The sequence below is a fragment of the Jeotgalibacillus proteolyticus genome, assembly GCF_050107735.1.
Classification (GTDB): Bacteria; Bacillota; Bacilli; order Bacillales; family Jeotgalibacillaceae; genus Jeotgalibacillus; species Jeotgalibacillus proteolyticus_A.
In genome coordinates, this window is record NZ_JBNILO010000007.1 from 162015 (window position 1) to 185116 (window position 23102).

Genomic DNA, 23102 nt, shown 5'->3' on the forward strand with positions numbered 1-23102 from the left:
ATTTAATTCTCCGGAAAGGGAGTGTGAGCGCAATGGCTGAAAACCTCCAGGAAAAAGATCAGGCTAAATATAATGAAGAGCTGCTCGTTCGAACTCTCATTAACCACGAGCTCGAATTGTTCAGGGAAGAATATTTTAAACTGCATCCCTATGATCAAGCCAGGTTTTATCTTCGTCTGAATGTGGAACTTCGCGAGAGGATTTATCAATGTTTATCGCCGGAGGAAATGGCCGATATTTTTGAAAACCTCGATGCTGACGATGAAGACTATGAGCCTATTTTATCAGAAATGGTTCCCCAATATGCTGCAGACATGCTGGCGAATATGTATACCGATGATGCAGTGGATGTGCTGAATGAATTAAACAAAGAACAAGTAGCAAGTTACTTAACCATAATGAACAATGAGTCCGCCCAGGAAATTAAAGATTTATTGCATTATGAAGAATATACTGCAGGGTCTATTATGACCACTGAATTTGTTTCTATACCTGAGCATTCAACTGTACGTTCTGCAATGGCTATACTGAGAACCAAGGCGCCAAGTGCGGAAACCATTTATTATACATTTGTCATTAATGAAGAAAAACAGTTGTCCGGAGTTGTTTCACTCAGGGACCTGATTACTGCTGAAGAAGATACGTTAATTAAAGAGATCATGTCTGACAGAGTGGTTTCAGTCTCTGTAGGAGAAGATCAGGAAGCGGCAGCAAAAATGATGAAGGATTATGATTTTCTGGCTCTGCCCGTTGTAGATTTTCAAAACCATTTGCTAGGAATTATTACGGTGGATGACATTATTGATGTTCTTGATGAAGAAGCGTCAGATGATTATTCAAAACTGGCAGGGGTATCCGATATGGATTCAAGAGACCGCACGCCTTTTCGTGCAGCCAAAAAACGACTCCCCTGGCTGATCGCTTTATTATTTCTTGGAATGCTGACGGCCAATTTAATTGGCCGGTTTGAAGCCACACTTGATCAGGTGGCTATTTTGGCGGTGTTTATACCGCTTATTGCCGGAATGGCGGGCAATACCGGAACACAGGCTCTTGCAGTTGCAATAAGAAGCATCGCGACCGGTGATATTCGGGATGAGAGTAAATGGAAATTGATACTCAGGGAAGCTGGAACAGGTTTGATTACAGGTACAACCTGTGGCATTTTAGTCATTGGAATTGTCTATGTATGGCAGGATTCGATTTACTTAGGTTTGCTGGTCGGTATTTCTATATTTGCCTCTCTCATTGTAGCGACACTTGCGGGCTCACTTGTTCCGCTGATTATGGACAAATTTAATATTGACCCGGCAGTAGCTTCAGGTCCTTTTATTACGACAATTAACGATATTTTCTCTATCCTAATTTACTTTGGCATTGCTACAGCCTTTATGGGCTACTTAATTTAATGAATAGCCGCCTGTTTCTCTAAGTGACAGTGCCGGCTTTTTTTGCATTGCTTGTTGAAGAGAAACATGATAAATTAGTATCAGGTACTAATACTTGTTCTAAAATTGGAGGAATCTTATATGTCACTTTCTTTAAAAGGAAAAACATTCGTCGTTATGGGCGTAGCAAACAAGCGCAGTATTGCCTGGGGAATTGCACGTTCATTGGATTTAGCTGGAGCACAGATTATTTTTACATATGCAGGAGAACGCTTTGAAAAAACGGTAAGAGAACTGGCAGAATCATTAGAAGGCGAACACCCGCATGTTCTTCCATGTGATGTGACAAACGATGAAGAAATTAGAAGCTGCTTTGAGACCATTCAGCAAAAAGCAGGCACGATTCATGGAGTAGCACACTGCATAGCTTTTGCAGAAAAAGAAGATCTCCAAGGGGAATATTTATCTACTACGAGAGATAACTTTCTGCTGGCGCACAATATCAGTTCCTACTCATTAACTGCAGTAGCTAAAGAAGCGCGTAAGCTTATGACAGAGGGAGGCAGCATTGTAACCCTCACCTACCTTGGAGGAGAACGCATTCTGCAAAATTATAATGTAATGGGTGTAGCAAAAGCTTCATTAGAAGCAAGTGTAAGATACTTAGCAGGAGACCTTGGAAAAGACGGAATTCGAGTCAACTCAATTTCTGCTGGTCCCATCCGTACCCTATCAGCTAAAGGAATTGGAGATTTTAATTCCATATTAAAAGAAATTGAAGAAAAGGCACCTCTTCGAAGAAACACCACACCGGAGGAAGTCGGAGACACAGCGGCCTTTTTGTTTAGTGATTATTCTAGAGGAATCACGGGAGAAAATCTTCATGTCGACTCCGGTTACCACATCGTAGGATAAACGAAACTGAAGAATTAAAAAGAGTAAGGCATAATGAAAAAAAGTAAATTGGTCGTAGAGCATGAGACACTTTTGTCCCATGCTCTTTTTTAAAATTAAAAATCATGAATCCCTTACTTTCCCATATAATGAATGAGACTAAGTTTAAGAAAGGGGATTTCTATGAGTAATAAAGAAGAAAAAAAAGCACACAACCCCTTACTATACATTGATCAGCCATCGTTTGAATGCTCAAAACCTGTCATGCAGCAAGTGTACCAAACCAGCCGCACAAAAGAGAAGGATGATAAAAAAGCTTTGAGTCAAGATTCATCCCACAAAAAGAAAATAAAAGCAAAGCCGCTTGGTTATGTATATGAAGAAGAGCAAAGTGAGAAATTGTCCTTAAATAATCAAACTGAAACCGAGGTAGAACAAGTAAAAGAAGATGCTTCCAGACATTCAGTGAAAGAACGCTTTAAGCCATTAAAACCATTTAAGGAAATGGATGTGTCAGAGAGGCTGGATTATCTGAAGCCCTTTATAGGAAAAAGAGCACCATTCATTTGTTTATTTGAATTTGAAGATAAGACCCGAGTAAAAGGCGTTTTGAATGAATGTGGAGAAGAAGAAGTAACAATTGCAGCTAAAGACGGTGAACTTGTGAAAAGGAAGAAAGAAGAGCTGAAAAATATTTATATTAATTAGCTCCATTTCAAGTAATGGCGAATGAGCACTAAAAACTGGTGATGATATGCAAAAAAAGCCGCTCTGCGATTTAGCAGAGCGGTTGTGTTATTTCTTTAGGAGAAAGATCTAAGGACGATTAACATTTCAGGCAGAATCACCATGTCACTTCTTTAGAAGCTAGCTGCTAAACTGCATGTATGCTTTGTTCATTCCCTACAGTCATAAGCTGGTTAATCAGGGGGACCACTTCATCCTTAGTCGCAAATTCCAAGAAATACATCTTTAATACATTGAACAGCACAGAAGCAGTTTAGGTCTACTGTAATACAGCTATCCGTTGATTCAAAGTCGTACACTTTGCAAAGCTTTTTAAGATTAATCTTTGATCCGCAATCTGATAGCAGATCCACTTCATCGCCTTCTTTGTCTTTTGGTTCAAGGACACGAAGTGTGGCACAGCAATTATCAAAAATGCTTTCAACACGGAAGTAAATTGAAATACAGTCGTGATCGTATCTGTCTCCATCACGGTAAAAAGCGTGGAACGGAGAACCGTCCTTCGTTTTTAGAATAAATACCCGTGTATCTGCAGGTCTTCTGCGTGACGGACTTGTTAGATCTCCAAGCGGCTCAAGGAAGCAGCTTGTTAGACACGGCTGACATTCTTCTTCAACAGCGTTGTCTTGAATATCCTTTATTGCGCGTACCACCTCGCATACGCAGCCTTCAAACCCACTCACATTATCTTTCTTTCCACAACAGCTCATTATTTCTCCTCCTTTACATTGGATTCTCTATAAGGTATTCAAACCTTCTCTTGGTGGTTTAGTCATTCGCCTGTTTTATAAAAAAAGGCATGAAAAATAAAAACTGTTGCAAACTATAGCAGAAGATGTACATCTGAAAGTAAATGAGGGATCGCATAATGAAAAAATGGATCTATACATTTCCGCTGATGATGCTGTTAGGCGGCTGTGCAATGTTTGAACAAGTAGGACCAAGTGAATTGATTATTCATGACACCCACGAAGAAAAAGTGCACATTATAAATGAAAAGCTTCAGAAGTCAGAAGAATTGTACGACACCATTATCATTGCAGGAGAAGATAAAATTCTTGTCAGTTATAAAGTTCACCATATGAACCGGTTTCATATGAAAGCCATTGAGAAAAAAATTAAAAAGTGGACAGAAGAAGAATTTCCAAATCAGGAAGTAGACGTTTCAAGTGATTATAAAATATTTCTGGAATCGTATAATCTTTTTCAATCATGGGAAGATGGTTCTCTTTCTATAGAAGAAGCTCAAAAAAAATTAGATAAAATTATTAAGCTGAAAAATGAATTAACGTAAAAGGGCGGGGTATATATGGCAAAACAAACAGCTAGTGAAAAATCCTATCAAAGTCTTGTAGAAGCACATGATCGCAAGCGGCCTGTGCTTATCAACTGTATTAAGGCTTTTTTGGTTGGAGGATTAATTTGTATAATTGGACAAGCGGTCACGGTCTTTTATATTACATTTTTCTCCTTTACTGAACAAACAGCCGGCAACCCTTCTGTTGCGACTATGATCTTTTTTGCGATGTTTTTGACAGGTTTTGGAGTCTATGACCGTCTTGGCCAGTTTGCGGGTGCAGGAAGTGCAGTGCCTGTAACAGGGTTTGGAAATGCGGTCATCAGTGCTGCAATTGAACATAAGACAGAGGGGTATGTTTTGGGTGTTGGGGGCAATATTTTTAAGCTTGCCGGGTCTGTAATTGTTTTCGGCGTATTTGCAGCTTTTTTACTTGCTACAATAAAAACGCTCCTGAGTTATTTCGGGGTGGTTAATTAATGGATACGAAGACCTGGATCTTTAAAAACAAACCTGCCATTATGTTTTCCGGGGTAGTGGGGGGGCCATTCGAGAAGAAAAGCCCCTATTCCTCAGAATTTGATTCCTGTATGGATAGTTTATGGATGGAACAGGAAAGTTTTGAAAAAGCAAACCGGCTTTTGATAGAAGAAGCTATTGGAACTCTTATAAAAAAGGCGGGGATTGACCATTCGGAGATCGATGCGCTTTTGATGGGAGATTTAATTAATCAACTAACACCAACCAATCTTGCTGCAAGAACTCTATCAGTACCGTACCTTGGATTATTCAGTGCCTGTGCTACGTCAATGGAGGGGCTGGCCCTTTCGGCTGTTCTGGTTGATGGTGGCTACAGCAGCAAGATTGTCACAGGGGCATCGAGCCATAACGCAGCTGTTGAAAAACAATTTCGCTATCCGACAGAATATGGAGGTCAAAAACCGCCAACCGCTCAATGGACTGTCACAGGAGCAGGCGTTGCACTAATAGAAAAGTATTCAACTCAATCCTCACCATATGCCTTCATCGATAAAGCGACAATAGGAAAAGTGGTGGATGAAGGAATTAAAGACCCTTTCAATATGGGTGCTGCAATGGCTCCAGCTGCAGCAGATGTGATTCATCGCCATCTGACCCAGACCAATCAAACGCCTGAAGACTTTGATCTCATCGTGACGGGAGATCTGGCATGGATTGGCCACTCCATCACAGAAGATTTATTAAAAGAAAAAGGATGGACGTTTAAAGAGGGGCAATTTTTGGATTGCGGAAAACTTTTTTATGTGGAAAATCCGGGGGTTCAAGCGGGAGCAAGCGGACCGGCTTGCTCAGCAATGCTTCTTTACAGCCATTTTTTAAATGAACTTCAAAAAGGATCGATAAAAAAAATGCTGGCAGTAGCAACAGGTGCTCTTCTGTCACCACTTACGTTTCAACAGGGAGAGTCTATTCCGTGTATCGCTCATGCGGTTGAGTTAAGGAGTCCAGGTACTTATCACGTTAACTAAAGGAGAGAAAATATAATGTGGCCATTCTTTTTTTGGGCTTTTGTGGTTGGCGGTTCAATCTGCGTCATTGGACAGCTGCTAATGGACGTAGGCAAGCTTACCCCAGCTCATACGTTAAGTACACTGGTTGTGAGCGGTGCTGTATTGGATGCGTTTGGATTATATGAGCCATTGATCGATTTTGCCGGTGCCGGTGCAACCATTCCCATCACATCGTTTGGAAACGCGCTCATGCATGGTGCGATGCAGGAAGCAGAAAAACATGGAATTGTCGGAGTTTTGACGGGGATGTTTCAGGTAACTTCAGCCGGGATTTCTGCCGCAATTATATTTGGATTTATTGGAGCATTATTATTTAAACCGAAAGGATAATCGAGTGCCCACTCCCTGAAGGATTTTTTTTCATAGTATATGAAAGAAGGAAAAGGGGAGGTGAAGTTCATGTTTGGTTACGGCGGTTATGGCGGTGGCTACGGTGGCTGTGGATATGGTCACGGAGGCGGCTACTCTACATTCGTTTTAATTGTAGTCCTCTTCATCCTGTTAATTATTGTTGGTGCAAGTTTTTGCTAAATGATAAATTAGTTTATCATTGAGAATGGATCAAAAGAGCTGTAAGAGCATCAGGTTAAACCTGATTTCTTTCAGTTCTTTTTTTGTTTGTTTCATGTTGAACTCACGAACCATTTTGGTTCACTCTACATATGATGTTAAAGATGATAGAGGAGGGGAATACATTGAACGATGCATTTTTTAAACGTATCGAACAAAAGACAGGTGTCAGTATGGATAACGTCTTTTCATTGGCCCAATCTTTTCAAAGTGCAGATTTTAAAGATGAAAAAACCGTTCGAAACTTAATTAAGCAAGTGTCTTCGGTAGCCAATAAACCAATTACAAAAGATCTTGAGGACAAAATCGTGGAAACCATTACTGCTAAAGGAAAGTCAATTGATTTTAATACAATTTCAGACATGATGAATAAAAAGGATGGAAAATAAGAGCTGATTAAGGAGAGAGTACTGCAGCGTTTATCATTTTGAAAATCTGGGTATAAAGTAAAAATGATAAATTCTAAAGGGGGAAAACGCTATGGGATATATAGCTCCTGTAAACAACTACCAGTACCAGCAATACGCTGAACGAGATGTAATAAAAGACTATGACCCATTTTATTTAACCCCCGTACAAAGAGTCAGTCCATACCGGTCATCAGCCGAGGAATCAGAAAGCCCGCAAACAAAAGATAAGGAACTGCACGAAAACAGGACCTTAAATAAAACTGGAGGAGAAACCTTCAGCGCGTCAGACAAAAAGTTCTTATCCATGCATGTGATTCCGAAATATACAGGCAAAGGCAGACTGTTTAACGCCTCTGTTTAACCATAAAAGAAACCTGACAGAAATGTCAGGTTTCTTTTATGGTTTTTTCCATGGATTTGTGAGGAATTCCTGCATCTAAAAATTCGTCAGAGGTTATATGGTAACCGAGCTTTTCATAAAATAACAATGCATGGCTTTGCGCATTCAGTTTTAGCTTGCCTATTCCTTTTTTTTCAGCGAAGGCTTCGATTCCTTGCATGATCAATGCTCCTGCACCAGTTCCGCGATGACTGGCAAGGACACAGATTCTCTCAATCTTGCCTGCCTCTTCAATCATTCTGAATCTACCGGCACCTATAGGGCTGCTTTGGTCATATAATACAAAATGATCGCTCGAAGGGTCATATTGGTCTATTTCCTCTTCAACAGGAACCTGCTGCTCTGTTACAAAGACCTGCTTTCTAACAGACATTGCATCTTCCTTCTCTTTTTCAGTGGACACATGAACGATTTGAAGCATATTATTTTTCACTCCCGAGGCGAAACGTTTCATATACTGTCCAGGAGCCATTTTCGAGCTGATATAAAAGATGGAAGCGGTCCACCGTCTCTTCAAAGTTTATTCCTGCCATGCGCAGAGAACCGTAGACATCAGAATGTTCATCATCGGACAGCTTTTGCGCAACTGTAATATGAGGCACAAATGAAAATTCCGGAGCTCCTCCAAGGTCTTCTGTATGAAGAGCTTCATGAAGTGCAAGGAGTTCGGGTGTGCTATCCACTTTCATGTAGATGACATTATTGACAGGCTGGAAAGAGCTGATTTTGTATGCGCGAAGTGTAAAGGGTTTTGTATTTTGCCCGACTTCAATCAGCTTTGCGGATATAGCTGCGATTTCTTCATCTGTTGCTTCGAACGCATTTTTAATTGTAATATGCGGTGGAATTAATGAATAGTGCGGATCATATCTTTTTCGATACGAATTCGCTAAATCCTGCAGTTTTTTTGATGGGAAAATTGCGATACCAAATTTCGTCATCACTCATGCCTCCTCTGATCTATTCTGCTGATACATGTATACAATTTAATTATATCAAAAAGATGTAAAAGAAGCCTATAAATTAATAAGCAGTCTTCTTAAACATTGTTGTCAGGACCCGGTTTAAGTCTGGCTGCCAAAATTTCCACGTGTGACCTCCATCAAATTCATCATAGAAAACCGTAAATCCCTGTTTTTCCATCTCCGAATGAAGCTCTCTGTTCGGGGTTAAAAAATCTTCCTCTGAACCGCGTGTCGTTTTTACAATGGTCTCTTCCTTGCCTATAGTATGATAAACATTTAATAAATGCACATCTTCAAATGACTTAGCAGCTTTCAACACCTGTTGATTGACGAGAGGAGACTGCATAATTACCCGTCCGAAGGTATGAGGATACTGTAATGCAGCCTTAAATGATACAGTTCCAGCGAGAGAATCCCCAATAAGAGCTCTCCCCATTCCCATTTGGTAGGTTGGAAATTCGCTATCCAGATACGGCACAAGCTCTCTGGCTAAAAAGCGAATATAAGCTTCATGCTGGTCTCCGCCGGGGTGGTACTTCCTTGACCGATCCTGTACATCTTTGTATGGCACCCCCACGATAATAAGGTTCTCAATTTCTCCCTGTTCCAATAATGCATCAGTGAGTCTGGGGAGTCTTCCCAGCTGAAAATAATCCTTGCCATCTTGTGCAATTAATACCGTATACTTATAAAGGGGAGAATAGTTTGAAGGTAAATAAACCAGCAGTGTCATCTCTTCTTTAAGAGCTTCACTGTAGAGTGTATGCTCATTTATAGATCCCATGTTTGTTCCTCCGTTTCAAGATCAGTAAGTTTTGAAGCGTTTGCAGATAAATTGTATCATATCATTTTGCATTTTTAATTGTGAAATACTTTAACCTAGTTTGATAAAAGTTTAAGGAGGAAGACCGATGTCAGTTGAAAGAGTTCATTCCCACGTGGTAACAGAGGCTGCAAAAAACTGCTTAACAGAGCGCGGCGTCACGATTTCTGATATTGCTGAAATTGTCATGCAGATGCAGGGACCATATAATAGTAAATTGACAATTGAAGAATGTGTAGACAGTGTAGAAAAAGTCCTCTTAAAAAGAGAGATCCAGCATGCGTTGCTGGTTGGGGTCGAATTGGATAAGCTCGCTGAACAAAAAAAACTATCAGAGCCTCTTCAATCTATAGTAGAAGCAGATGAAGGGTTATTTGGAGTGGACGAAACGATTGCCCTAGGCGCTTCACTAGGCTATGGGAGTATAGCTGTCACTACATTTGGCCACTTAGATAAAAATAAAATCGGCATAATCGCCAAACTTGATACAAAAGTAGGCGGGGGTGTGCATACGTTTCTCGACGACATGATTGCCAGCATAGCAGCAAATGCATCTTCACGGCTAGCTCATCGATTAAGGGATATGGAAGAAAACCTTCCGCCGGAGGAGCGGAGAGTGATTGAGGACGAATAAAACAAACTGTCATGCACATTCTATGCAGACAACCGCTGCAGCTTAATCCCGATTCCAGCAATGTTAATTATATTACGTTCAGCCTTCATGCAGTAAAAAGCCTGATATTATTACGTTTAAAGGGGGATCCTGGAGGTCGCCCTTTAATCAATTTGACAAGAATGTAACATTTCATGATAAAATAGTATACGTAGTAATGTAATTTTATAAGGGGGGCACCATTTTGAAAAAAAGTAAATATTATTTGTTTATGGTCATGCTGCTTGCAGTATCCATGATTTTGGCTGCTTGCGGCGGAGATGACAGCGGCGACGGCGGAGGAGAGAGTGAAGAACCCGATTTCCTTGGACTGGCTACGGGCGGAACTGGCGGTACATATTATCCGCTTGGCGGAACTTTTGCAAACCTGATTAATGAAGAAACGGGCATTGATACTGATGCTGTAACGTCAAACGCGTCTGCTGAGAACATGGCTATGATTGACAATGATCAAGCCGAGATTGCGTTTGTGCAGACGGATATTGCTTCCTATGCAGTTGAGGGAACGCAGATGTTTGATGCTCCAATTGAGAAAATCAGAGGCCTTGCCACACTATATCCTGAAACGATTCAAATCGTTACAACGGCTGATTCAGGAATTGAATCCGTGGAAGATCTTGCCGGCAAGACGGTGTCAGTTGGTGAATCAGGTTCTGGAACACGATTGAATGCTGAACAAATCCTTGAAATCCACGATATGACCTTTGAGGATATGGATATTCAAAACCTTTCGTTTGATGATTCCACAACCGGTATTCAAGATGGCTCAATTGATGCAGCGTTTATTACAGGCGGAACGCCGACTGGTGCAGTAGAAGGACTGGCTGCGCAGGTAGATGTAGTCATTGTTCCGATTGAGCAGGAGAAAGCACAGGAATTAATGGAAGCGTACCCGTTTTATTCAGAAGATGAAGTGCCGGTAGATACGTATGGTCTTACTTCAGCAGTACCTACAGTTGCTGTTCAGGCAATGCTTGCGATCTCTGCTGATCTTTCTGATGATCTCGTTTATGACATAACAAAAAGTATCTTTGAAAACACGGATGAGATTACGCATCCAAAGGGAGAATTTATTACTGTCGATACTGCACTTGAAGGAATCGGCATAGAAGTTCACCCAGGAGCTCAGCGCTATTTTGATGAGCAGGGCGTAGAAGCAGAATAACCGTACGTAAGATCAAACAGGTCCGTTTTGGGCCTGTTTGTTAATTGTTATGGAGATGGTTTAAGATGGCTGCTGGAGAAAAGAATGCAAAACAAAAAATAAAATGGCTTATCATCTGTTTAGCACTTATTCTGTTTTTATTAATTGCTATAGTTTTCCCTGTGAGAAAAACATTAACCTTTAAGGATCTTCGTTCTGAAGAGGTTCTGGCCTATCTCCCAGTAGAAGATCATCAAACATTTCAACTCGAATATACCCATTCCATCCATAAATCCACAGTTATCGATACCTACATCGTATTACCTGATGATCAAATTCAGCAAACGGAACTTCAATTTGAAGATATGGCGATAGGAATGCCTTCAAATGCTATGTATGAAGGGGAGATATTCACAGAGAAAGATGGCTTCTATGTGATTGAAAATATGAACCGCATCTTTCCGTCTATTAATTTAAGGACAAGCCAGGTGGTCATCAGCCACAAAATTAACACCAATGGAAACAGCTATGAGATGCACGAATATATTAAGCCGGGTTCCTTAATTAAAGTAGAAATTAAGAACTTAAGCTTATATCAGTTGCTGAGAGGAGTGAAAATGAATGGATAAAATGAATGATCAGTCTGCAGAGGAAAATAGGCAGCTTACCGAAAAAGAGCAAAAAGAACTTTTAGCGAAATACGATCCTGAAGCAAGAACGAGGGAGTATAAAGGCATTATGAACTGGATCGTCTTTATTGGTCTGGTTGCTTTTTCTGTATTTCAAATTTATGCAGCAATTACTCAATCAATTCCGAGACAGACTTTATTATCAATTCATCTTGGATTTGCCCTTACTTTAGTTTTTCTTTTATTTCCCGCGATAAAAAAGCCTAAGCAAAAGAAAAACAAATTGCCTTGGTATGATGCACTATTAGCATTAATGTCGATATGGGTAGGAAGCTATTATCCATTGAATGAGGAACGGATCGTAAATACAATTGGAACGATTACGCCAATGGATTTCTGGACGGGGCTTTTTGCTATTCTATTAGTGCTTGAAGCTACCAGAAGAGCTGTAGGTCTGCCGATCACTGTAATTGCTTCACTGTTTTTGGCGTACGCTTATTTTGGCCAGTATATGCCTGGTTTCCTGCGGCACAGAGGACTTGACCTGGAAAATTTGGTTAATACAATGTTTATTTCCTCAGAAGGAATATTCGGTACACCACTCTATGTATCAGCAACCTTTATCTTTTTATTCCTGCTGTTTGGGGCTTTCTTAGTGAAAACAGGAATTGGCCAGTATTTTAATGACCTGGCCGTCGCCTTTGCTGGCAAACGTGTTGGGGGGCCAGCAAAAGTAGCGATCTTCTCCAGTGCTTTGCAAGGAACGATAAGCGGCAGCTCTGTAGCAAACGTTGTAACATCGGGTTCATTTACAATTCCTATGATGAAGCGTCTGGGCTACCGCAAGGAATTCGCAGGAGGAGTGGAAGCAGCTGCTTCTACCGGCGGACAGCTGATGCCTCCAATCATGGGTGCAGCTGCGTTTCTGATGGTGGAATTCATCGGCGGCGTCACGTACTGGGAAATTGCCAAAGCAGCAACTATACCGGCTCTGCTATACTTTGCAGGTATTTGGATTATTACACATTTTGAAGCTAAAAGAATTGGACTCACCGGACTGCCGGATAAAGATATACCGAAAAAGTCTGTGGTGTTAAAAAAGATTTACTTGCTGACACCTATTATTGCTGTCGTTTTCTTACTGTTGGACGGAAACTCTATTATCCGTGCAGCTTTATATTCAATCGTCATTACAATTTTAGTGAGTTTAATCAGAAAAGACACGAGAATAAATATTAAAAAGTTTATTGAGGGGCTTGCAGACGGAGCACAGACAGCCTTATCGGTTGCAGTGGCTACAGCCTGTGCAGGTCTGATTGTTGGTGTTGTAACGCGGACTGGTCTCGGACTTAAATTAGCCAATGGATTGGTTGACTTATCAGGAGGAATCCTGCTGCTGACACTTTTCTTCACAATGATCGCAGCGATTATTCTTGGAATGGGCTCACCCACCACAGCCAACTATGTTATTACAGCAACCATCGCAGCGCCTGCTTTGATTCTGCTGGACGTTCCACCGCTGGCTGCTCATCTCTTTGTTTTCTATTTCGGTATAGTGGCCGACATCACGCCGCCAGTTGCGCTTGCTGCCTTTGCAGCGGCAGGGGTATCAGGAGGGGAGCCGATACGAACCGGAGTAAATGCAGCAAAATTAGCCATCGGTGCCTTTATTATTCCGTATATGTTTGTTCTTTCTCCACAGCTATTACTGATTGATACAAATGCTGTTGAAATTTCAATTTCAGTTATCACAGCATTGGCAGGTATGACGGCAATCGGAGCTGCAGTTATTGGCTATTGGTACCGCCCCGTCCATCCAGTGGAGCGTTTACTTGCAGCTGCCGCCGGTTTGATGCTGGTGTACCCTGAAGGAATTACAGATATTCTAGGAGCAGTTCTATTCATTGCTTTACTCGTTCTGCAATTTGTGTGGAAACGAAATGATCCCAAAAAAGTTCAGACAGTTCAAGCATAAATATCTATGTTCAAGTAAAATCAGAGGATAGGATAAAACTAATAAATGAGGCAGTGTGTATGATTAGTATGAGGTGAGTGGAAGGTGGCGACTTCCTGCTGGATATGACGGCAAGCTGAGCCTTTACAGGACGAGGCCCTGAAAAGGCTCAGCGCCGTGCCTGCGGAAAGTGTACGCCTGAAGCGCAGCCTAACAGTCCAAAGAGCTTGAGACACTTTTGGTCCCAGGCTCTTTCTTTTTATTATGAGATTTATTATTGACGAAATGAAAAATCTATCATAAAATAGTATTTGTCTTCACCATGTGCAAACAAATAGAGAGTAACTGTTTGGCTGCTAAATATTAAGATCTGATAGTTCAGCGGGAGAATACGTCCTTGACAGGGACGGGGTCGGGGGTTCGAATCCCTCTCAGATCATTTTCAAAACGCATTCCTTAAAAAGGGATGCGTTTTTTTGTTTGTACTCACTATTTTCTTTTAATTATATTTATAGTAACTGGATTGAGTGTGGACAGATTGAATAAGAAAAAAGTCCTGCTTTTAAATGGAAATATAAGTTATATATGTTAAATAAGGACTTTGTAATCAGAGTATTAAAATGTCTTCCGGGTAAACAATGAATAAGACTATATTATTCAAATGGAGGTTTTACTATGAAAGGTGTTACTTTTCAGGGAATCAAAGACATGAAAGTGAAAGAAATTCCTGATGCAAAACTTCAAAAGAATGATGACATTATCGTTAGAATAACTTCAACAGCTATATGTGGCTCAGACCTACATATATATCAAGGTGCACTGCCTACTCATAAAGATTATGTTGTGGGCCACGAACCAATGGGAATCGTTGAAGAAGTGGGACCGGAAGTAACGAAAGTAAAAAAAGGCGATCGTGTTGTTATTCCGTTTAATATTTCGTGCGGCCAATGTTTTTATTGCCAGCATGATTTAGAAAGTCAATGCGATAATTCAAATCCCAATCCGGAAATCGATACAGGCGGCTATTTCGGGTTTACTGAGCGATACGGCAATCATCCGGGAGGACAGGCTGAGTATCTGCGTGTACCGTACGGAAACTTTATGCCTCTTGTCATTCCAGATTCTGTGGAATTAGAAGACGAAGCGCTTTTGTTTATGTCTGATGTACTTCCAACTGCCTACTGGAGCATTGAAAATGCCGGAGTAAAAAAAGGTGATACAGTAGCTGTTTTGGGCTGTGGACCAATCGGATTAATGGCTCAAAAGTTTGCATGGATGAAAGGCGCTAAACGTGTCATCGCTGTAGATAACCTGCCTTACCGTCTCGAACGCGCCAAAAAAATGAATAATGTGGAGATTTTTAATTTTGAAGAATTTAATGAAATGGGACTTCACATTAAAGAAATTACAAATGGCGGTGTAGATGCCGTTATTGATTGTGTGGGAATGGATGGCAAGAAGTCCCTTCCTGAGGAGATTGGGCAAAAGCTTAAGCTGCAGGGAGGAACATTAAGTGCGATTGACATCGGCATTGATGCGGTACGCAAATTTGGAACGATTCAATTAACTGGTGTGTATGGGTCAAAATATAATGGATTCCCGCTTGGCAACATTTTCGAACGAAATGTTGAGCTCAAAATGGGACAGGCACCTGTTATCCATTACATGCCAAAATTATTTGAAATGATTAAGGCAGGAGAGTTTGATCCTACAGAGATTGTGTCACATAAAATGAGTTTAGATCAGGCCAGTGAAGCGTATAAAATCTTTAACGACCATGAAGATGAATGCGTTAAAGTAGTCTTAAAACCCTGATAACGAATTAATATGAGGGTGAACGGAAGAATGCAATCCAGCAGACTTTGACAGCAATCTGTTACTCTTAGGACAAGACCCTTATGAAAAATTATTTGTACTGTCCAGGAGAAATGCGCCGTTTAAATAGCAATGAACCGGTCAAGGGCCTGAGACAAAAGTGTCTCAGGCCCTTTTTACTTGGTGCCGCACAATAGGATTAATTGCTGATAAGTCTTAAGTAAATGGAAGAAGCGTATTCAACGGGCCGGTGTCTGTAATCAAGTCCTTAATATCCCAAATCGGAATAGGGAAATAAGGAAATCCGGCTACGTAGGGAGAAATTTCGTATTGCTGAAAGTAAATGACAAGACTGTGATCCGCAAGATAAAAGTCCTGGTCTCTGCGAATAGATGTAAAGTCGCCAATTAAAGGGATCTCCCATTTCTTGATTTTTTCGCTTATTATAGAGGACAGTGTTTCCACGAAAGGAGCCCCCGGTTTAAACAATTCATAAAGTAAATACATTTTCCCCGTGTCAGCATTAAACGTAAGTGATTTGATTAGAGTTAAGCCATGCGCACCCCCCGTGTACGAATACACGATTAATGATAAGCTCAAGATTCTCCGTTCATTTGTTTTGATTTCATAGTAGCCAAGCATCTCCTGTAAGTTGGGATCGTGATATCCTAAATCCAGCAGCATTCTATTTAGCGTTTCTACGATTTTAACGTTGATGTTCATTTGAACAGAAGGATTGTACAGCTCTGTTACTTCAGGATACGTTATCTTTATGTTTAGTGCAGGATTGTTGAGAGATTTCGTTTTTATGGTTACTGGAAGGTCCATTGGTGCCATCATCCTCTCACATACAGATATAAGTACTCTATGTGTGCAGGATGTGAAATATAGCTGTGAAATAAAAAAGCTTTTCACTCGGCGGGAGCGAAAAGCTTTTTTCTATCTGAAAAAAATAACCTTGATGTTATCGTTGTAATATCTTATATTGCAGGTAATATTAATCTCTTTTTCTTTATGTCGTATTCTGACTTCCTGATATCCCTGCAGTTCCCTTGAAAGAACGGAGCGTTCAAGTTCTGCAAGAATTTCTGCAATATCCTGCCGTTGGTTTCCATTGGCAATGGTAAGCTTGTCATCAAAAGTTGGAATGGACTTGTACATAATGGTTAAACTTTTAATTTGCTCATTGATTGATTTATATCTTCTGTCAAAAAGTTCAGCGCGATTAAACACAATGTTTGAATCAATTTGATTTGAATATAGTTCTTGACTATTCATTTGATCTTTTACTGAACTTTCAGTTAACCCGAGGATGGAGGCAGCAGCTTCAATTCCGTAGACATAGTTATGAACTTGAATTGTCATAACGGATCCCTCCTAACTACTTAACCTATATTGTAGCATAAAACCGCAAAAAAATCCAGACCGCCTACAAAAAGAACACATATTTGAGGGGATTGCCTGCTTTAGGTAAAATAAACAGCATATAAAAACAGGAGGATTGGTTTTCGTTATGAGTCGAATCATTATTATAGGTGCGGGCATACTCGGGGCATCTGCTGCTTACCATTTATCAAAAAAAGGAGAAGACGTACTAATCATCGACAGAAAAGATAAGGGGCAGGCAACAGATGCTGCTGCTGGGATTGTCTGCCCGTGGCTTTCGCAGAGAAGAAATAAAGCCTGGTACGAACTTGCAAAAAACGGCGCGAAGTATTATGAATCCCTTATTCCAATGCTTGAAGAAGATGGAGAGACGGAGACAGGCTATAAAAAAGTAGGGGCCCTTAGTCTGCATAGTGATGAGGAGAAGCTAAATAAGATGGAAGGCCGTGCAAAAGAGAAAAGAGCAGCAGCACCTGAAATAGGGGAAATCAGGAAATTGCAGGGAAGGCAGGCGAGGGAATACTTTCCCGAATTATCAAACGATTTTCAAGCGCTTTTCGTTGAAGGCGCTGCAAGGGTTGATGGAAGAGCACTTCGAGATGCCCTGCTGAACGGAGCCCGCAATAATGGAGCGACATTTGTTGAAGGAAGTGCGAGTCTCCTTTATGAAGAAAACAAAGTTACAGGGGCAGCAGTGAATGACCAGGAATTTCCTGGTGAGAAAATTATTATTACTGCTGGTGCATGGGCAGCAGAGCTTTTAAAGCCACTTGGAATAAATTTGTCTGTCAGCTCGCAAAAAGCTCAAATCATTCATCTTGAAAGAGAGCATGCAACCAAATGTGATCAGCCTGTCATTATGCCTCCCAATGACCAATATATTGTGCCGAGCACGTCAAGAAAAGTTATTATAGGAGCTACTCATGAAAATTATGCCGGTATAGACTTTCGGGTGACAGCAGGAGGAATGGCTGAAATATTGGAGAAAGCACTGAAAACAGCTCCAGGATTGACAAATTATGAAGTAAGTGAAACCAGAGTAGGCTTTCGTCCATTTACCCCGGGCTTTCTCCCTGTTATTGGAGAAATACCGCAAATGACAGGTTTATACCTCGCAAATGGCTTAGGGGCTTCCGGATTAACGACTGGTCCTTATCTGGGGCACCAGTTATCTAAATTGGTCTGTGGTGAGGAAACAGACATTGATGTGAACCAGTACCCCGTTTCAGGTGCAATTACTGAATAAGCATAATAAATAAAAAACTGCCGGGAATAATCCCGGCAGTTTAAAATAGTATCCCATTGTGATACTATTTTATGCAAAATAACGAATGGTTTTATACGTCATGATCCTGATCTTTGACAAACACCTCATTTACATGAAAATGATTTGACAAATAAATAGTCCGATGATCGTCCAAAGCCCTCACCCCGTTTGGAGTATTTCGTTCCTTGCCTTAATTAGAATGCACGATAAGCAAAAAAAAATTCAAGGTAAAATATCCCAGAAGTAAAAAAATACCTGCACTAAAATGTCGGCTTTTCCTCATACTAAGAGTGCACATCTACTAGTGCAAACTTAATCTGGGGGAATGGACGATGGGCAAAGGAAGCAAATCAAAGCGATTTACTCAGCAAGGCAAAAATGCTGTAACGCAGCACGATCAGCGCATTCCTTACCACTCTACGTATGCTGAAACCGCTAATGGGCGTTCAGCTGCAGATCCCGATGCTATAAAAGATACGACACTTGGCGGTTTTTGAGCATGAAAAATCAGCTCTATCAACAAGCGAGGGAATTTGTGAGTCAGGCGCAATTTTCAAAAAAGCCAGAGGATATCGCTAAGGCTAAAAACGGTCTTTCCTCTGCTTTCGCGAATTCTACATTGGCCGAACAGGAACAGCTGAGAGGAATGCAGGAACAGATCAGGCACCTTGAAGAAACCCTGTAATAAAACCAAAAGAAAGCTGTGTTTTCCAGCTTTCTTTTGGTTTACTACATACATTACACGGAATTTATAGCCTATTTCCAATGAGTATGATACGATAAACTCTTATATTAGATGAGGACGTGAAACGATGATTACTATTGAAATGCCAGCAATTGATGTCAGCATTACGGAAAGAAAGCAATCATTTTCAGAAGGAGAACCTGCAATAAAGTCCATATACGGATTTATTGATTTCCATGAGATTCCCCGCGATAAAGGCGGCATCTTCATGTTTTACAATGTTAATGATGAATTGCTTTTTGTAGGAAAAGCACGAAAACTGCGTCAGCGGATAAAAAAACACTTTGAAGATCAAGTTTCACCGGTAAAGAATCACCGGGATGAAATTTACCGCATTGATGTATCTGTTGTAGATCATCCAATGGAACGTGATATTTACGAAACCTATATCATTAATGAGTTTCAGTCAAAATATAATATTGAAAAAGTATTTTATAAATAATCTGTCGTATGATTGCGGATCATTTTTATTGCATTTGCGAAGTGATTATTATATGATTTATCAACAGGCTGCGTTGTTCGTACTAACTAAGTAAGTTTTAACCTTTAAGCTGTAATAGGGAGTTTTAAATAAAAACGGAATTGGCAAGCCTTCGTCTATAAGACAAGGAGGACATACATGAATGTTTTTGCGAACACCCACTTTGAGGAGTGGTGGTTTAAAACTTTCTTAATCCATACGGCAAAGGCGGCCGACAAAGTAAAAAAGCCGGATCCATTTATGGATCGGCTTTTTTTCTATTTCAAAAAAGTGCTGCCAGCCTCAAAGATTTGTTCGCAGGTCCCATAATTCCGGAAAAAAACGCTGATCCAGTACTTTTTTTAAATAGTGAACCCCGGAGGAACCCCCTGTTCCTTGTTTAAAACCTATAATTCTCTCCACTGTTTTCATATGTCTGAATTTCCACTGCTGCATTCCATCTTCAATATCTACCAGTTTTTCTGCCAGCTGATATAAATCCCAATTTTCTTCCTTATTCTTGTATACAGAAAGCCATGCCTGCAGGACAGAGTCATTTTCAGTATATGGTTCAGTCATATTGCGGCCTAAAACGTTGTGGTCAATTGGAAATCCAGCCCGGATTAGTGCCTGAACAGCTGAATCATATAGGCTAGGGGCATGCAGTGCATCGTGTAAGCTTTGTGAAAGCTTTTGATCTTTTTCGTATATTTTAAGTATATGAGTAGTTTTATATCCAAGAGCAAACTCAATCATACGGTATTGAAATGACTGAAAGCCGCTGGCATTTCCGAGCGATTCCCTGAATTCACTGTATTCAGCAGGAGTGAGGGTAGAGAGTACATCCCATGCCTGAATAATTTGAGCCTGAATTCTGGAGACGCGGGCCAGCTTTTTAAAAGAGGCATCTAGTTTATTATTTTGGATCGCTTTAATAGAGGCAGTTAATTCATGTAAAATCAATTTCATCCAAAGCTCGTTTACTTGATGAATAACGATAAAGAGCATTTCATCGTGATGGTCTGATAATCTGTTTTGAGCATCAAGCAATTGATCAAGACTCAAATATTCACCGTAGGTCATCGCATCCTTAAAATCCGTTCGAATGTTTTTTTCGCCGTGTTTTGACCGATCATGATCTAGTGTCATGTTTTCCCCCTTTTTTTACACATCAAAATTTGTCACATCCCCGTTTATCCTTTATTGTAACGTGATAAATACATGGTAAACAATACTAGCCGGCTAAAGAGAAGAAGCAGCGTGGCATTAAGAAGAGGTGCAATAATGAGGTTTGGTTATGCCTGCATTAATTTAACGATCCCAACTAAATTTAGAACCTGCCGCTTGAAAACGGCAGAAGAAAAAGGAATCGACTATATTAAGGAGCTGACGCTAAGTAATTTTAGTCAAACGCTGGAGGCTGTAAAATGGAATCTTCAGCACAATATTTATTTTTATCGCTTCAGCAGTGATCTTGTACCATTTGCCACTCATCAAATTAATGACTGGGAGTGGTGGACTGATGAAGATGTAGTAGAAATTACAGATGAAATAAAAGCACTGCAAATTAAATATTCAATGCGCTTCAGTTGTCATCCGGGTCAATATAATGTACTGAACTCGAAGAATCCGGCTGTTGTTGCAAATACGATAAACGATTTAACCTATCACGAACGAATGATGAATGCAGTTAATGGACAGGATATGATCCTGCACATTGGCGGGGTGTACGGAGATAAAGAAGCAGCTATAGAAAGGTTTGCCCAAAATTACAATCGGCTGCCAGATGGGATTAAATCCCTCCTGAGAATTGAAAATGATGATAAATCTTTTGCGTTGGAGGATGTTGTAAAGGTGTATCAAAAAACAGGTGCGCCTATATGCTTTGATATTCATCATCACAACTGCAATCCTGGAGAAGAGGAACTAAAGCCTTTACTGGATGAAGTGTGGAAGAGCTGGGGAGACAAAAAGCCTAAATGTCACATCAGCAGCGGGAAAACACATTCAACTGACCGCAGCCATCATGATATGATTTTAGAAGAAGATCTGGATGTTTTTTTGGAACTATTGGATGGAGTGGATGCAGACATCATGTTCGAAGCTAAACTAAAGGAACAATCCGTTTTGCCGCATCTTCATAAAGAAAGAGGATAGGCATCAAAAATTGTAATCCCAAAGGATTTTCCATTCTTCATCAAGCTCAGTAATATAAAGGTACTGAACCATTTCCATTTTTCCGTATACACTGTTATATCTGAGGGTTGCCTGAACTTGATAAACAGGCAGGGGGGTCGCTTCATTTGTCATCTGCCAGCTGTCTATCTTTTCAGGAGAGCCCAAGGAATAAGAAAAAGAGTCAGATTGAAAATGCTCATTCACTAATGCCGAACGGTCGATAATATACTGATCCTTTGAAAATCTTTTTTGTAGGTCCGGATGAAGATAATCCCAGGAAGAGGATGCTTCCCCCTGCTGTTCCAGGGTATAAAATTCTTCTGCAGTTTCTATGACCTGATCTTTTTCAGAAGGAAAAAAGAGAACAATTAGAATGATCACCCCTGCGATGATGAAAAGCAGCACGGGTATAAAGGATAAATTTCTTTTTCTCATCGTATCCCCCTCATTTCTTAACGTGTCTATTTCATACGTATTCGAAAGTGTTTGCTATCTTTACCTTTTTGAAAAGATTTGAAAAAAATAAATCTTTATTTGCTATTAGAATGAGCCTGGGACGAAACTGTCTCAAGGCTCATTTATCTGTTTACTGCTCTTCAGACAGGCGCTTCCTGCAGGGATGGCGCTAAACTGCGCCTGCTTTCATAACCCGCTGACTCCTCTATCCGTTTCTTTCACCCCGTACTTCTAAAGTTTTTCGTCATTTTAAAGATGCAACTAAACATGAAAGATAGAATAGGCAGCGATAAATTTCTATAAATATTTTTGTTAAATTCTGAAAATAATATTGACAAAGTATAACGTTATTATATAATTACGTTAAAATAACGTCATATAAAAAGGTGGTAGTATGATCAATCTGGAATCGTTAGAGCATAAGAACATCAGGTTTATGGAGCGCATTGAGGCTGGAGAAAAAATTGAAGCAGATGACTGGATGCCGGATGAGTACCGAAATGTATTGATTAAGCTTATTTCCATGCATGGAATTAGTGAAATCATGGGAGCATTGCCAGAAAAAGAATGGGTTCCCAAAGCCCCTACACTGAAAAGAAAGCTCGGCATCATGGCAAAAGTTCAGGATGAGATGGGACATGGACAGCTGTTGTTAAGAGTCACGGAGGATTTGATCAAACCATTGGGAAGAACACGGGAAGACATTATGGAAGATCTTTTCACGGGCAGGTTGAAATTTCACAATGTTTTTCATATGGAAGCGCCAAGCTGGGGAGATGCCGGTTTAATTGGCTGGCTGGTTGATGGTGCTGCTATTATTACACAAACGAATATGCTGAATGCCTCTTATGGACCTTATGCCCGTGCCTTAAAACGGATTTGTGCAGAAGAGGTGTTTCACGCACAGCATGGAGAGGCTATTATATTGGCACTCGCAGAAGGAACCGATGATCAAAAAAAAATGGTGCAGGAGGCAGTCGACCGCTGGTGGGAGCCGCTGCTGATGTTTTTCGGGCCTGGGGATGCCAAAGCTACTGGTTCAACAAAACAGGATATTACGGCAAAATATCGAATTCGCACGAAATCAAATGAGGAGCTGCGTCAGGACTTTTTCACTAAATATGTTCCAAGGATCCTGTCAATTGGTCTGACTATACCTGATTCAACAATGCTGTATGATGAAAAACAGGAAAAGTGGATCTATCAGCAGCCGGACTGGGAAAAATTTAAAGAAATCGTGAAAAATAAAGGGCCAAAATCTCAAGAACGCTTAAGATTAAGAGCGCTTTCCTATGAAAATAACGAATGGGTGAGAGAAGCTCTGGCTCAATCAGATGAGGCTATATAGAAG

At 40.5% G+C, this 23102-nt stretch carries 29 protein-coding genes, 1 tRNA gene and 1 other RNA gene; 23 read left to right on the forward strand and 8 right to left on the reverse strand.

Annotation, left to right across the window (positions count from 1 at the left end; translation table 11 throughout):
- The first annotated feature begins 32 nt into the window (after positions 1 to 32).
- The 3 genes from mgtE (at position 33) to ACQCT8_RS12355 (ending at position 2990) form a co-directional block, all read left to right on the forward strand.
- Positions 33 to 1409: a magnesium transporter gene (gene mgtE, locus ACQCT8_RS12345; RefSeq protein WP_426871523.1), complete on the forward strand. Its 1377-nt coding sequence runs from the start codon at positions 33 to 35 to the stop codon at positions 1407 to 1409.
- A gap of 120 nt (positions 1410 to 1529) precedes the next feature.
- Entirely contained in the window at positions 1530 to 2303 is a 774-nt protein-coding gene (gene fabI, locus ACQCT8_RS12350; protein WP_426871525.1) for an enoyl-ACP reductase FabI, read from the forward strand.
- A 162-nt stretch (positions 2304 to 2465) separates the two neighbouring features.
- The gene (locus tag ACQCT8_RS12355; protein WP_426871527.1) at positions 2466 to 2990 is read left to right on the forward strand and encodes a CotO family spore coat protein; all 525 of its coding nucleotides are present in this window, start codon (positions 2466 to 2468) and stop codon (positions 2988 to 2990) included.
- A gap of 236 nt (positions 2991 to 3226) precedes the next feature.
- Here the strand turns inward: ACQCT8_RS12355 and ACQCT8_RS12360 are convergent, their stop codons facing one another.
- Positions 3227 to 3739 (reverse strand): CotY/CotZ family spore coat protein, encoded by a 513-nt coding sequence (locus ACQCT8_RS12360; RefSeq protein ID WP_426871529.1) that lies wholly within the window; start codon positions 3737 to 3739, stop codon positions 3227 to 3229.
- A gap of 158 nt (positions 3740 to 3897) precedes the next feature.
- Between ACQCT8_RS12360 and ACQCT8_RS12365 the strand changes: the two genes are divergently transcribed.
- The 7 genes from ACQCT8_RS12365 to ACQCT8_RS12395 all read left to right on the forward strand — a co-directional run bounded on the left by ACQCT8_RS12365 (position 3898) and on the right by ACQCT8_RS12395 (position 7217).
- On the forward strand, positions 3898 to 4323 hold the full coding sequence (locus tag ACQCT8_RS12365; protein ID WP_426871531.1) for a sporulation protein: 426 nt from the start codon (positions 3898 to 3900) through the stop codon (positions 4321 to 4323).
- Between the two features lie 15 nt (positions 4324 to 4338).
- Positions 4339 to 4806, forward strand: a complete 468-nt coding sequence (gene spoVAC / locus ACQCT8_RS12370; protein ID WP_426871532.1) for a stage V sporulation protein AC — start codon at positions 4339 to 4341, stop codon at positions 4804 to 4806.
- Positions 4806 to 5834 (forward strand): stage V sporulation protein AD, encoded by a 1029-nt coding sequence (spoVAD, locus tag ACQCT8_RS12375; RefSeq protein ID WP_426871534.1) that lies wholly within the window; start codon positions 4806 to 4808, stop codon positions 5832 to 5834. Before spoVAC ends, spoVAD begins: the two co-directional genes overlap by 1 nt.
- A 15-nt stretch (positions 5835 to 5849) precedes the next feature.
- Positions 5850 to 6206, forward strand: a complete 357-nt coding sequence (spoVAE, locus tag ACQCT8_RS12380) for a stage V sporulation protein AE (protein ID WP_426871536.1) — start codon at positions 5850 to 5852, stop codon at positions 6204 to 6206.
- 69 nt (positions 6207 to 6275) lie between these two features.
- On the forward strand, positions 6276 to 6407 hold the full coding sequence (locus tag ACQCT8_RS12385; RefSeq protein WP_278241707.1) for a YjcZ family sporulation protein: 132 nt from the start codon (positions 6276 to 6278) through the stop codon (positions 6405 to 6407).
- A gap of 164 nt (positions 6408 to 6571) precedes the next feature.
- On the forward strand, positions 6572 to 6835 hold the full coding sequence (locus tag ACQCT8_RS12390) for a stage VI sporulation protein F (RefSeq protein ID WP_426871539.1): 264 nt from the start codon (positions 6572 to 6574) through the stop codon (positions 6833 to 6835).
- A 91-nt stretch (positions 6836 to 6926) separates the two neighbouring features.
- A complete protein-coding gene (locus ACQCT8_RS12395; protein ID WP_426871541.1) occupies positions 6927 to 7217 on the forward strand; it encodes a hypothetical protein in 291 nt (96 codons plus the stop codon).
- 25 nt (positions 7218 to 7242) lie between these two features.
- On the opposite strand, the gene ACQCT8_RS12400 is transcribed toward ACQCT8_RS12395, so the two are convergent.
- From ACQCT8_RS12400 to ACQCT8_RS12410, 3 genes are all read right to left on the reverse strand, one after another.
- The gene (locus ACQCT8_RS12400; protein ID WP_426871543.1) at positions 7243 to 7677 is read right to left on the reverse strand and encodes a GNAT family N-acetyltransferase; all 435 of its coding nucleotides are present in this window, start codon (positions 7675 to 7677) and stop codon (positions 7243 to 7245) included.
- Position 7678: 1 nt separating this feature from the next.
- Positions 7679 to 8197 carry a YjcG family protein gene (locus ACQCT8_RS12405; RefSeq protein WP_426871545.1) on the reverse strand — a complete coding sequence of 173 codons (519 nt, stop codon included), beginning with the start codon at positions 8195 to 8197 and terminating at the stop codon, positions 7679 to 7681.
- 82 nt (positions 8198 to 8279) lie between these two features.
- Positions 8280 to 9005, reverse strand: a complete 726-nt coding sequence (locus ACQCT8_RS12410) for an alpha/beta hydrolase (RefSeq protein WP_426871547.1) — start codon at positions 9003 to 9005, stop codon at positions 8280 to 8282.
- 127 nt (positions 9006 to 9132) lie between these two features.
- Here ACQCT8_RS12410 and ACQCT8_RS12415 point away from each other — a divergent pair, with 127 nt between their 5' ends.
- The 6 genes from ACQCT8_RS12415 to ACQCT8_RS12440 all read left to right on the forward strand — a co-directional run bounded on the left by ACQCT8_RS12415 (position 9133) and on the right by ACQCT8_RS12440 (position 15259).
- On the forward strand, positions 9133 to 9678 hold the full coding sequence (locus tag ACQCT8_RS12415) for a phosphatidylglycerophosphatase A family protein (RefSeq protein ID WP_426871549.1): 546 nt from the start codon (positions 9133 to 9135) through the stop codon (positions 9676 to 9678).
- A gap of 223 nt (positions 9679 to 9901) precedes the next feature.
- A complete protein-coding gene (locus tag ACQCT8_RS12420; protein WP_426871551.1) occupies positions 9902 to 10882 on the forward strand; it encodes a TAXI family TRAP transporter solute-binding subunit in 981 nt (326 codons plus the stop codon).
- Positions 10883 to 10947: 65 nt separating this feature from the next.
- The gene (locus ACQCT8_RS12425; protein ID WP_426871553.1) at positions 10948 to 11490 is read left to right on the forward strand and encodes a DUF1850 domain-containing protein; all 543 of its coding nucleotides are present in this window, start codon (positions 10948 to 10950) and stop codon (positions 11488 to 11490) included.
- Entirely contained in the window at positions 11483 to 13465 is a 1983-nt protein-coding gene (locus tag ACQCT8_RS12430) for a TRAP transporter permease (protein WP_426871555.1), read from the forward strand. Before ACQCT8_RS12425 ends, ACQCT8_RS12430 begins: the two co-directional genes overlap by 8 nt.
- 346 nt (positions 13466 to 13811) lie before the next feature.
- Positions 13812 to 13883 (forward strand) — tRNA-Val (locus ACQCT8_RS12435).
- Between the two features lie 236 nt (positions 13884 to 14119).
- A complete protein-coding gene (locus ACQCT8_RS12440) occupies positions 14120 to 15259 on the forward strand; it encodes a zinc-dependent alcohol dehydrogenase (RefSeq protein WP_426871557.1) in 1140 nt (379 codons plus the stop codon).
- Between the two features lie 216 nt (positions 15260 to 15475).
- Here ACQCT8_RS12440 and ACQCT8_RS12445 read toward each other — a convergent pair whose 3' ends face one another.
- Together ACQCT8_RS12445 and ACQCT8_RS12450 are read right to left on the reverse strand one after the other, a co-directional pair.
- Complete coding sequence (locus ACQCT8_RS12445) at positions 15476 to 16087, reverse strand: DUF3298 and DUF4163 domain-containing protein (protein WP_426871559.1); 612 nt, start codon at positions 16085 to 16087, stop codon at positions 15476 to 15478.
- 111 nt (positions 16088 to 16198) lie between these two features.
- Complete coding sequence (locus ACQCT8_RS12450) at positions 16199 to 16624, reverse strand: hypothetical protein (protein WP_426871561.1); 426 nt, start codon at positions 16622 to 16624, stop codon at positions 16199 to 16201.
- 148 nt (positions 16625 to 16772) lie between these two features.
- Here ACQCT8_RS12450 and ACQCT8_RS12455 point away from each other — a divergent pair, with 148 nt between their 5' ends.
- From ACQCT8_RS12455 to ssrS, 5 genes are all read left to right on the forward strand, one after another.
- Positions 16773 to 17891 carry an NAD(P)/FAD-dependent oxidoreductase gene (locus tag ACQCT8_RS12455; RefSeq protein ID WP_426871563.1) on the forward strand — a complete coding sequence of 373 codons (1119 nt, stop codon included), beginning with the start codon at positions 16773 to 16775 and terminating at the stop codon, positions 17889 to 17891.
- A gap of 353 nt (positions 17892 to 18244) precedes the next feature.
- Positions 18245 to 18409: a hypothetical protein gene (locus ACQCT8_RS12460; RefSeq protein ID WP_426871565.1), complete on the forward strand. Its 165-nt coding sequence runs from the start codon at positions 18245 to 18247 to the stop codon at positions 18407 to 18409.
- A 2-nt stretch (positions 18410 to 18411) separates the two neighbouring features.
- Positions 18412 to 18597, forward strand: a complete 186-nt coding sequence (locus tag ACQCT8_RS12465) for a DUF3813 domain-containing protein (RefSeq protein ID WP_426871567.1) — start codon at positions 18412 to 18414, stop codon at positions 18595 to 18597.
- Between the two features lie 127 nt (positions 18598 to 18724).
- Positions 18725 to 19099 (forward strand): nucleotide excision repair endonuclease, encoded by a 375-nt coding sequence (locus tag ACQCT8_RS12470; protein WP_426871569.1) that lies wholly within the window; start codon positions 18725 to 18727, stop codon positions 19097 to 19099.
- Positions 19100 to 19161: 62 nt separating this feature from the next.
- Positions 19162 to 19356: non-coding RNA, 6S RNA (ssrS, locus tag ACQCT8_RS12475), on the forward strand.
- 64 nt (positions 19357 to 19420) lie between these two features.
- On the opposite strand, the gene kynA is transcribed toward ssrS, so the two are convergent.
- Positions 19421 to 20266: a tryptophan 2,3-dioxygenase gene (kynA, locus tag ACQCT8_RS12480; protein ID WP_426871571.1), complete on the reverse strand. Its 846-nt coding sequence runs from the start codon at positions 20264 to 20266 to the stop codon at positions 19421 to 19423.
- Between the two features lie 135 nt (positions 20267 to 20401).
- Between kynA and uvsE the strand changes: the two genes are divergently transcribed.
- Complete coding sequence (uvsE, locus tag ACQCT8_RS12485; protein ID WP_426871573.1) at positions 20402 to 21274, forward strand: UV DNA damage repair endonuclease UvsE; 873 nt, start codon at positions 20402 to 20404, stop codon at positions 21272 to 21274.
- A 3-nt stretch (positions 21275 to 21277) separates the two neighbouring features.
- Here uvsE and ACQCT8_RS12490 read toward each other — a convergent pair whose 3' ends face one another.
- Positions 21278 to 21730 (reverse strand): hypothetical protein, encoded by a 453-nt coding sequence (locus tag ACQCT8_RS12490; RefSeq protein WP_426871575.1) that lies wholly within the window; start codon positions 21728 to 21730, stop codon positions 21278 to 21280.
- Between the two features lie 415 nt (positions 21731 to 22145).
- Between ACQCT8_RS12490 and paaA the strand changes: the two genes are divergently transcribed.
- Positions 22146 to 23099 (forward strand): 1,2-phenylacetyl-CoA epoxidase subunit PaaA, encoded by a 954-nt coding sequence (gene paaA / locus ACQCT8_RS12495; protein ID WP_426871577.1) that lies wholly within the window; start codon positions 22146 to 22148, stop codon positions 23097 to 23099.
- Positions 23100 to 23102: the final 3 nt, after the last annotated feature.

Bases quoted from the DNA above. Each gene is read 5' to 3' on its own strand.
- spoVAD (WP_426871534.1), top strand. From the start codon at position 4,806: ATGGATACGAAGACCTGGATCTTTAAAAACAAACCTGCCATTATGTTT.
- ACQCT8_RS12450 (WP_426871561.1), bottom strand. From the start codon at position 16,624: ATGACAATTCAAGTTCATAACTATGTCTACGGAATTGAAGCTGCTGCC.
- ACQCT8_RS12365 (WP_426871531.1), top strand. From the start codon at position 3,898: ATGAAAAAATGGATCTATACATTTCCGCTGATGATGCTGTTAGGCGGC.
- ACQCT8_RS12360 (WP_426871529.1), bottom strand. From the start codon at position 3,739: ATGAGCTGTTGTGGAAAGAAAGATAATGTGAGTGGGTTTGAAGGCTGC.
- ACQCT8_RS12430 (WP_426871555.1), top strand. From the start codon at position 11,483: ATGGATAAAATGAATGATCAGTCTGCAGAGGAAAATAGGCAGCTTACC.
- ACQCT8_RS12395 (WP_426871541.1), top strand. From the start codon at position 6,927: ATGGGATATATAGCTCCTGTAAACAACTACCAGTACCAGCAATACGCT.
- ACQCT8_RS12455 (WP_426871563.1), top strand. From the start codon at position 16,773: ATGAGTCGAATCATTATTATAGGTGCGGGCATACTCGGGGCATCTGCT.
- ACQCT8_RS12440 (WP_426871557.1), top strand. From the start codon at position 14,120: ATGAAAGGTGTTACTTTTCAGGGAATCAAAGACATGAAAGTGAAAGAA.
- uvsE (WP_426871573.1), top strand. From the start codon at position 20,402: ATGAGGTTTGGTTATGCCTGCATTAATTTAACGATCCCAACTAAATTT.
- ACQCT8_RS12415 (WP_426871549.1), top strand. From the start codon at position 9,133: ATGTCAGTTGAAAGAGTTCATTCCCACGTGGTAACAGAGGCTGCAAAA.
- paaA (WP_426871577.1), top strand. From the start codon at position 22,146: ATGATCAATCTGGAATCGTTAGAGCATAAGAACATCAGGTTTATGGAG.
- ACQCT8_RS12355 (WP_426871527.1), top strand. From the start codon at position 2,466: ATGAGTAATAAAGAAGAAAAAAAAGCACACAACCCCTTACTATACATT.
- ACQCT8_RS12470 (WP_426871569.1), top strand. From the start codon at position 18,725: ATGATTACTATTGAAATGCCAGCAATTGATGTCAGCATTACGGAAAGA.
- ACQCT8_RS12460 (WP_426871565.1), top strand. From the start codon at position 18,245: ATGGGCAAAGGAAGCAAATCAAAGCGATTTACTCAGCAAGGCAAAAAT.
- ACQCT8_RS12425 (WP_426871553.1), top strand. From the start codon at position 10,948: ATGGCTGCTGGAGAAAAGAATGCAAAACAAAAAATAAAATGGCTTATC.
- ACQCT8_RS12400 (WP_426871543.1), bottom strand. From the start codon at position 7,677: ATGCTTCAAATCGTTCATGTGTCCACTGAAAAAGAGAAGGAAGATGCA.
- ACQCT8_RS12445 (WP_426871559.1), bottom strand. From the start codon at position 16,087: ATGGACCTTCCAGTAACCATAAAAACGAAATCTCTCAACAATCCTGCA.
- ACQCT8_RS12405 (WP_426871545.1), bottom strand. From the start codon at position 8,197: ATGACGAAATTTGGTATCGCAATTTTCCCATCAAAAAAACTGCAGGAT.
- spoVAC (WP_426871532.1), top strand. From the start codon at position 4,339: ATGGCAAAACAAACAGCTAGTGAAAAATCCTATCAAAGTCTTGTAGAA.
- ACQCT8_RS12410 (WP_426871547.1), bottom strand. From the start codon at position 9,005: ATGGGATCTATAAATGAGCATACACTCTACAGTGAAGCTCTTAAAGAA.
- fabI (WP_426871525.1), top strand. From the start codon at position 1,530: ATGTCACTTTCTTTAAAAGGAAAAACATTCGTCGTTATGGGCGTAGCA.
- mgtE (WP_426871523.1), top strand. From the start codon at position 33: ATGGCTGAAAACCTCCAGGAAAAAGATCAGGCTAAATATAATGAAGAG.
- kynA (WP_426871571.1), bottom strand. From the start codon at position 20,266: ATGACACTAGATCATGATCGGTCAAAACACGGCGAAAAAAACATTCGA.
- ACQCT8_RS12465 (WP_426871567.1), top strand. From the start codon at position 18,412: ATGAAAAATCAGCTCTATCAACAAGCGAGGGAATTTGTGAGTCAGGCG.
- spoVAE (WP_426871536.1), top strand. From the start codon at position 5,850: ATGTGGCCATTCTTTTTTTGGGCTTTTGTGGTTGGCGGTTCAATCTGC.
- ACQCT8_RS12490 (WP_426871575.1), bottom strand. From the start codon at position 21,730: ATGAGAAAAAGAAATTTATCCTTTATACCCGTGCTGCTTTTCATCATC.
- ACQCT8_RS12385 (WP_278241707.1), top strand. From the start codon at position 6,276: ATGTTTGGTTACGGCGGTTATGGCGGTGGCTACGGTGGCTGTGGATAT.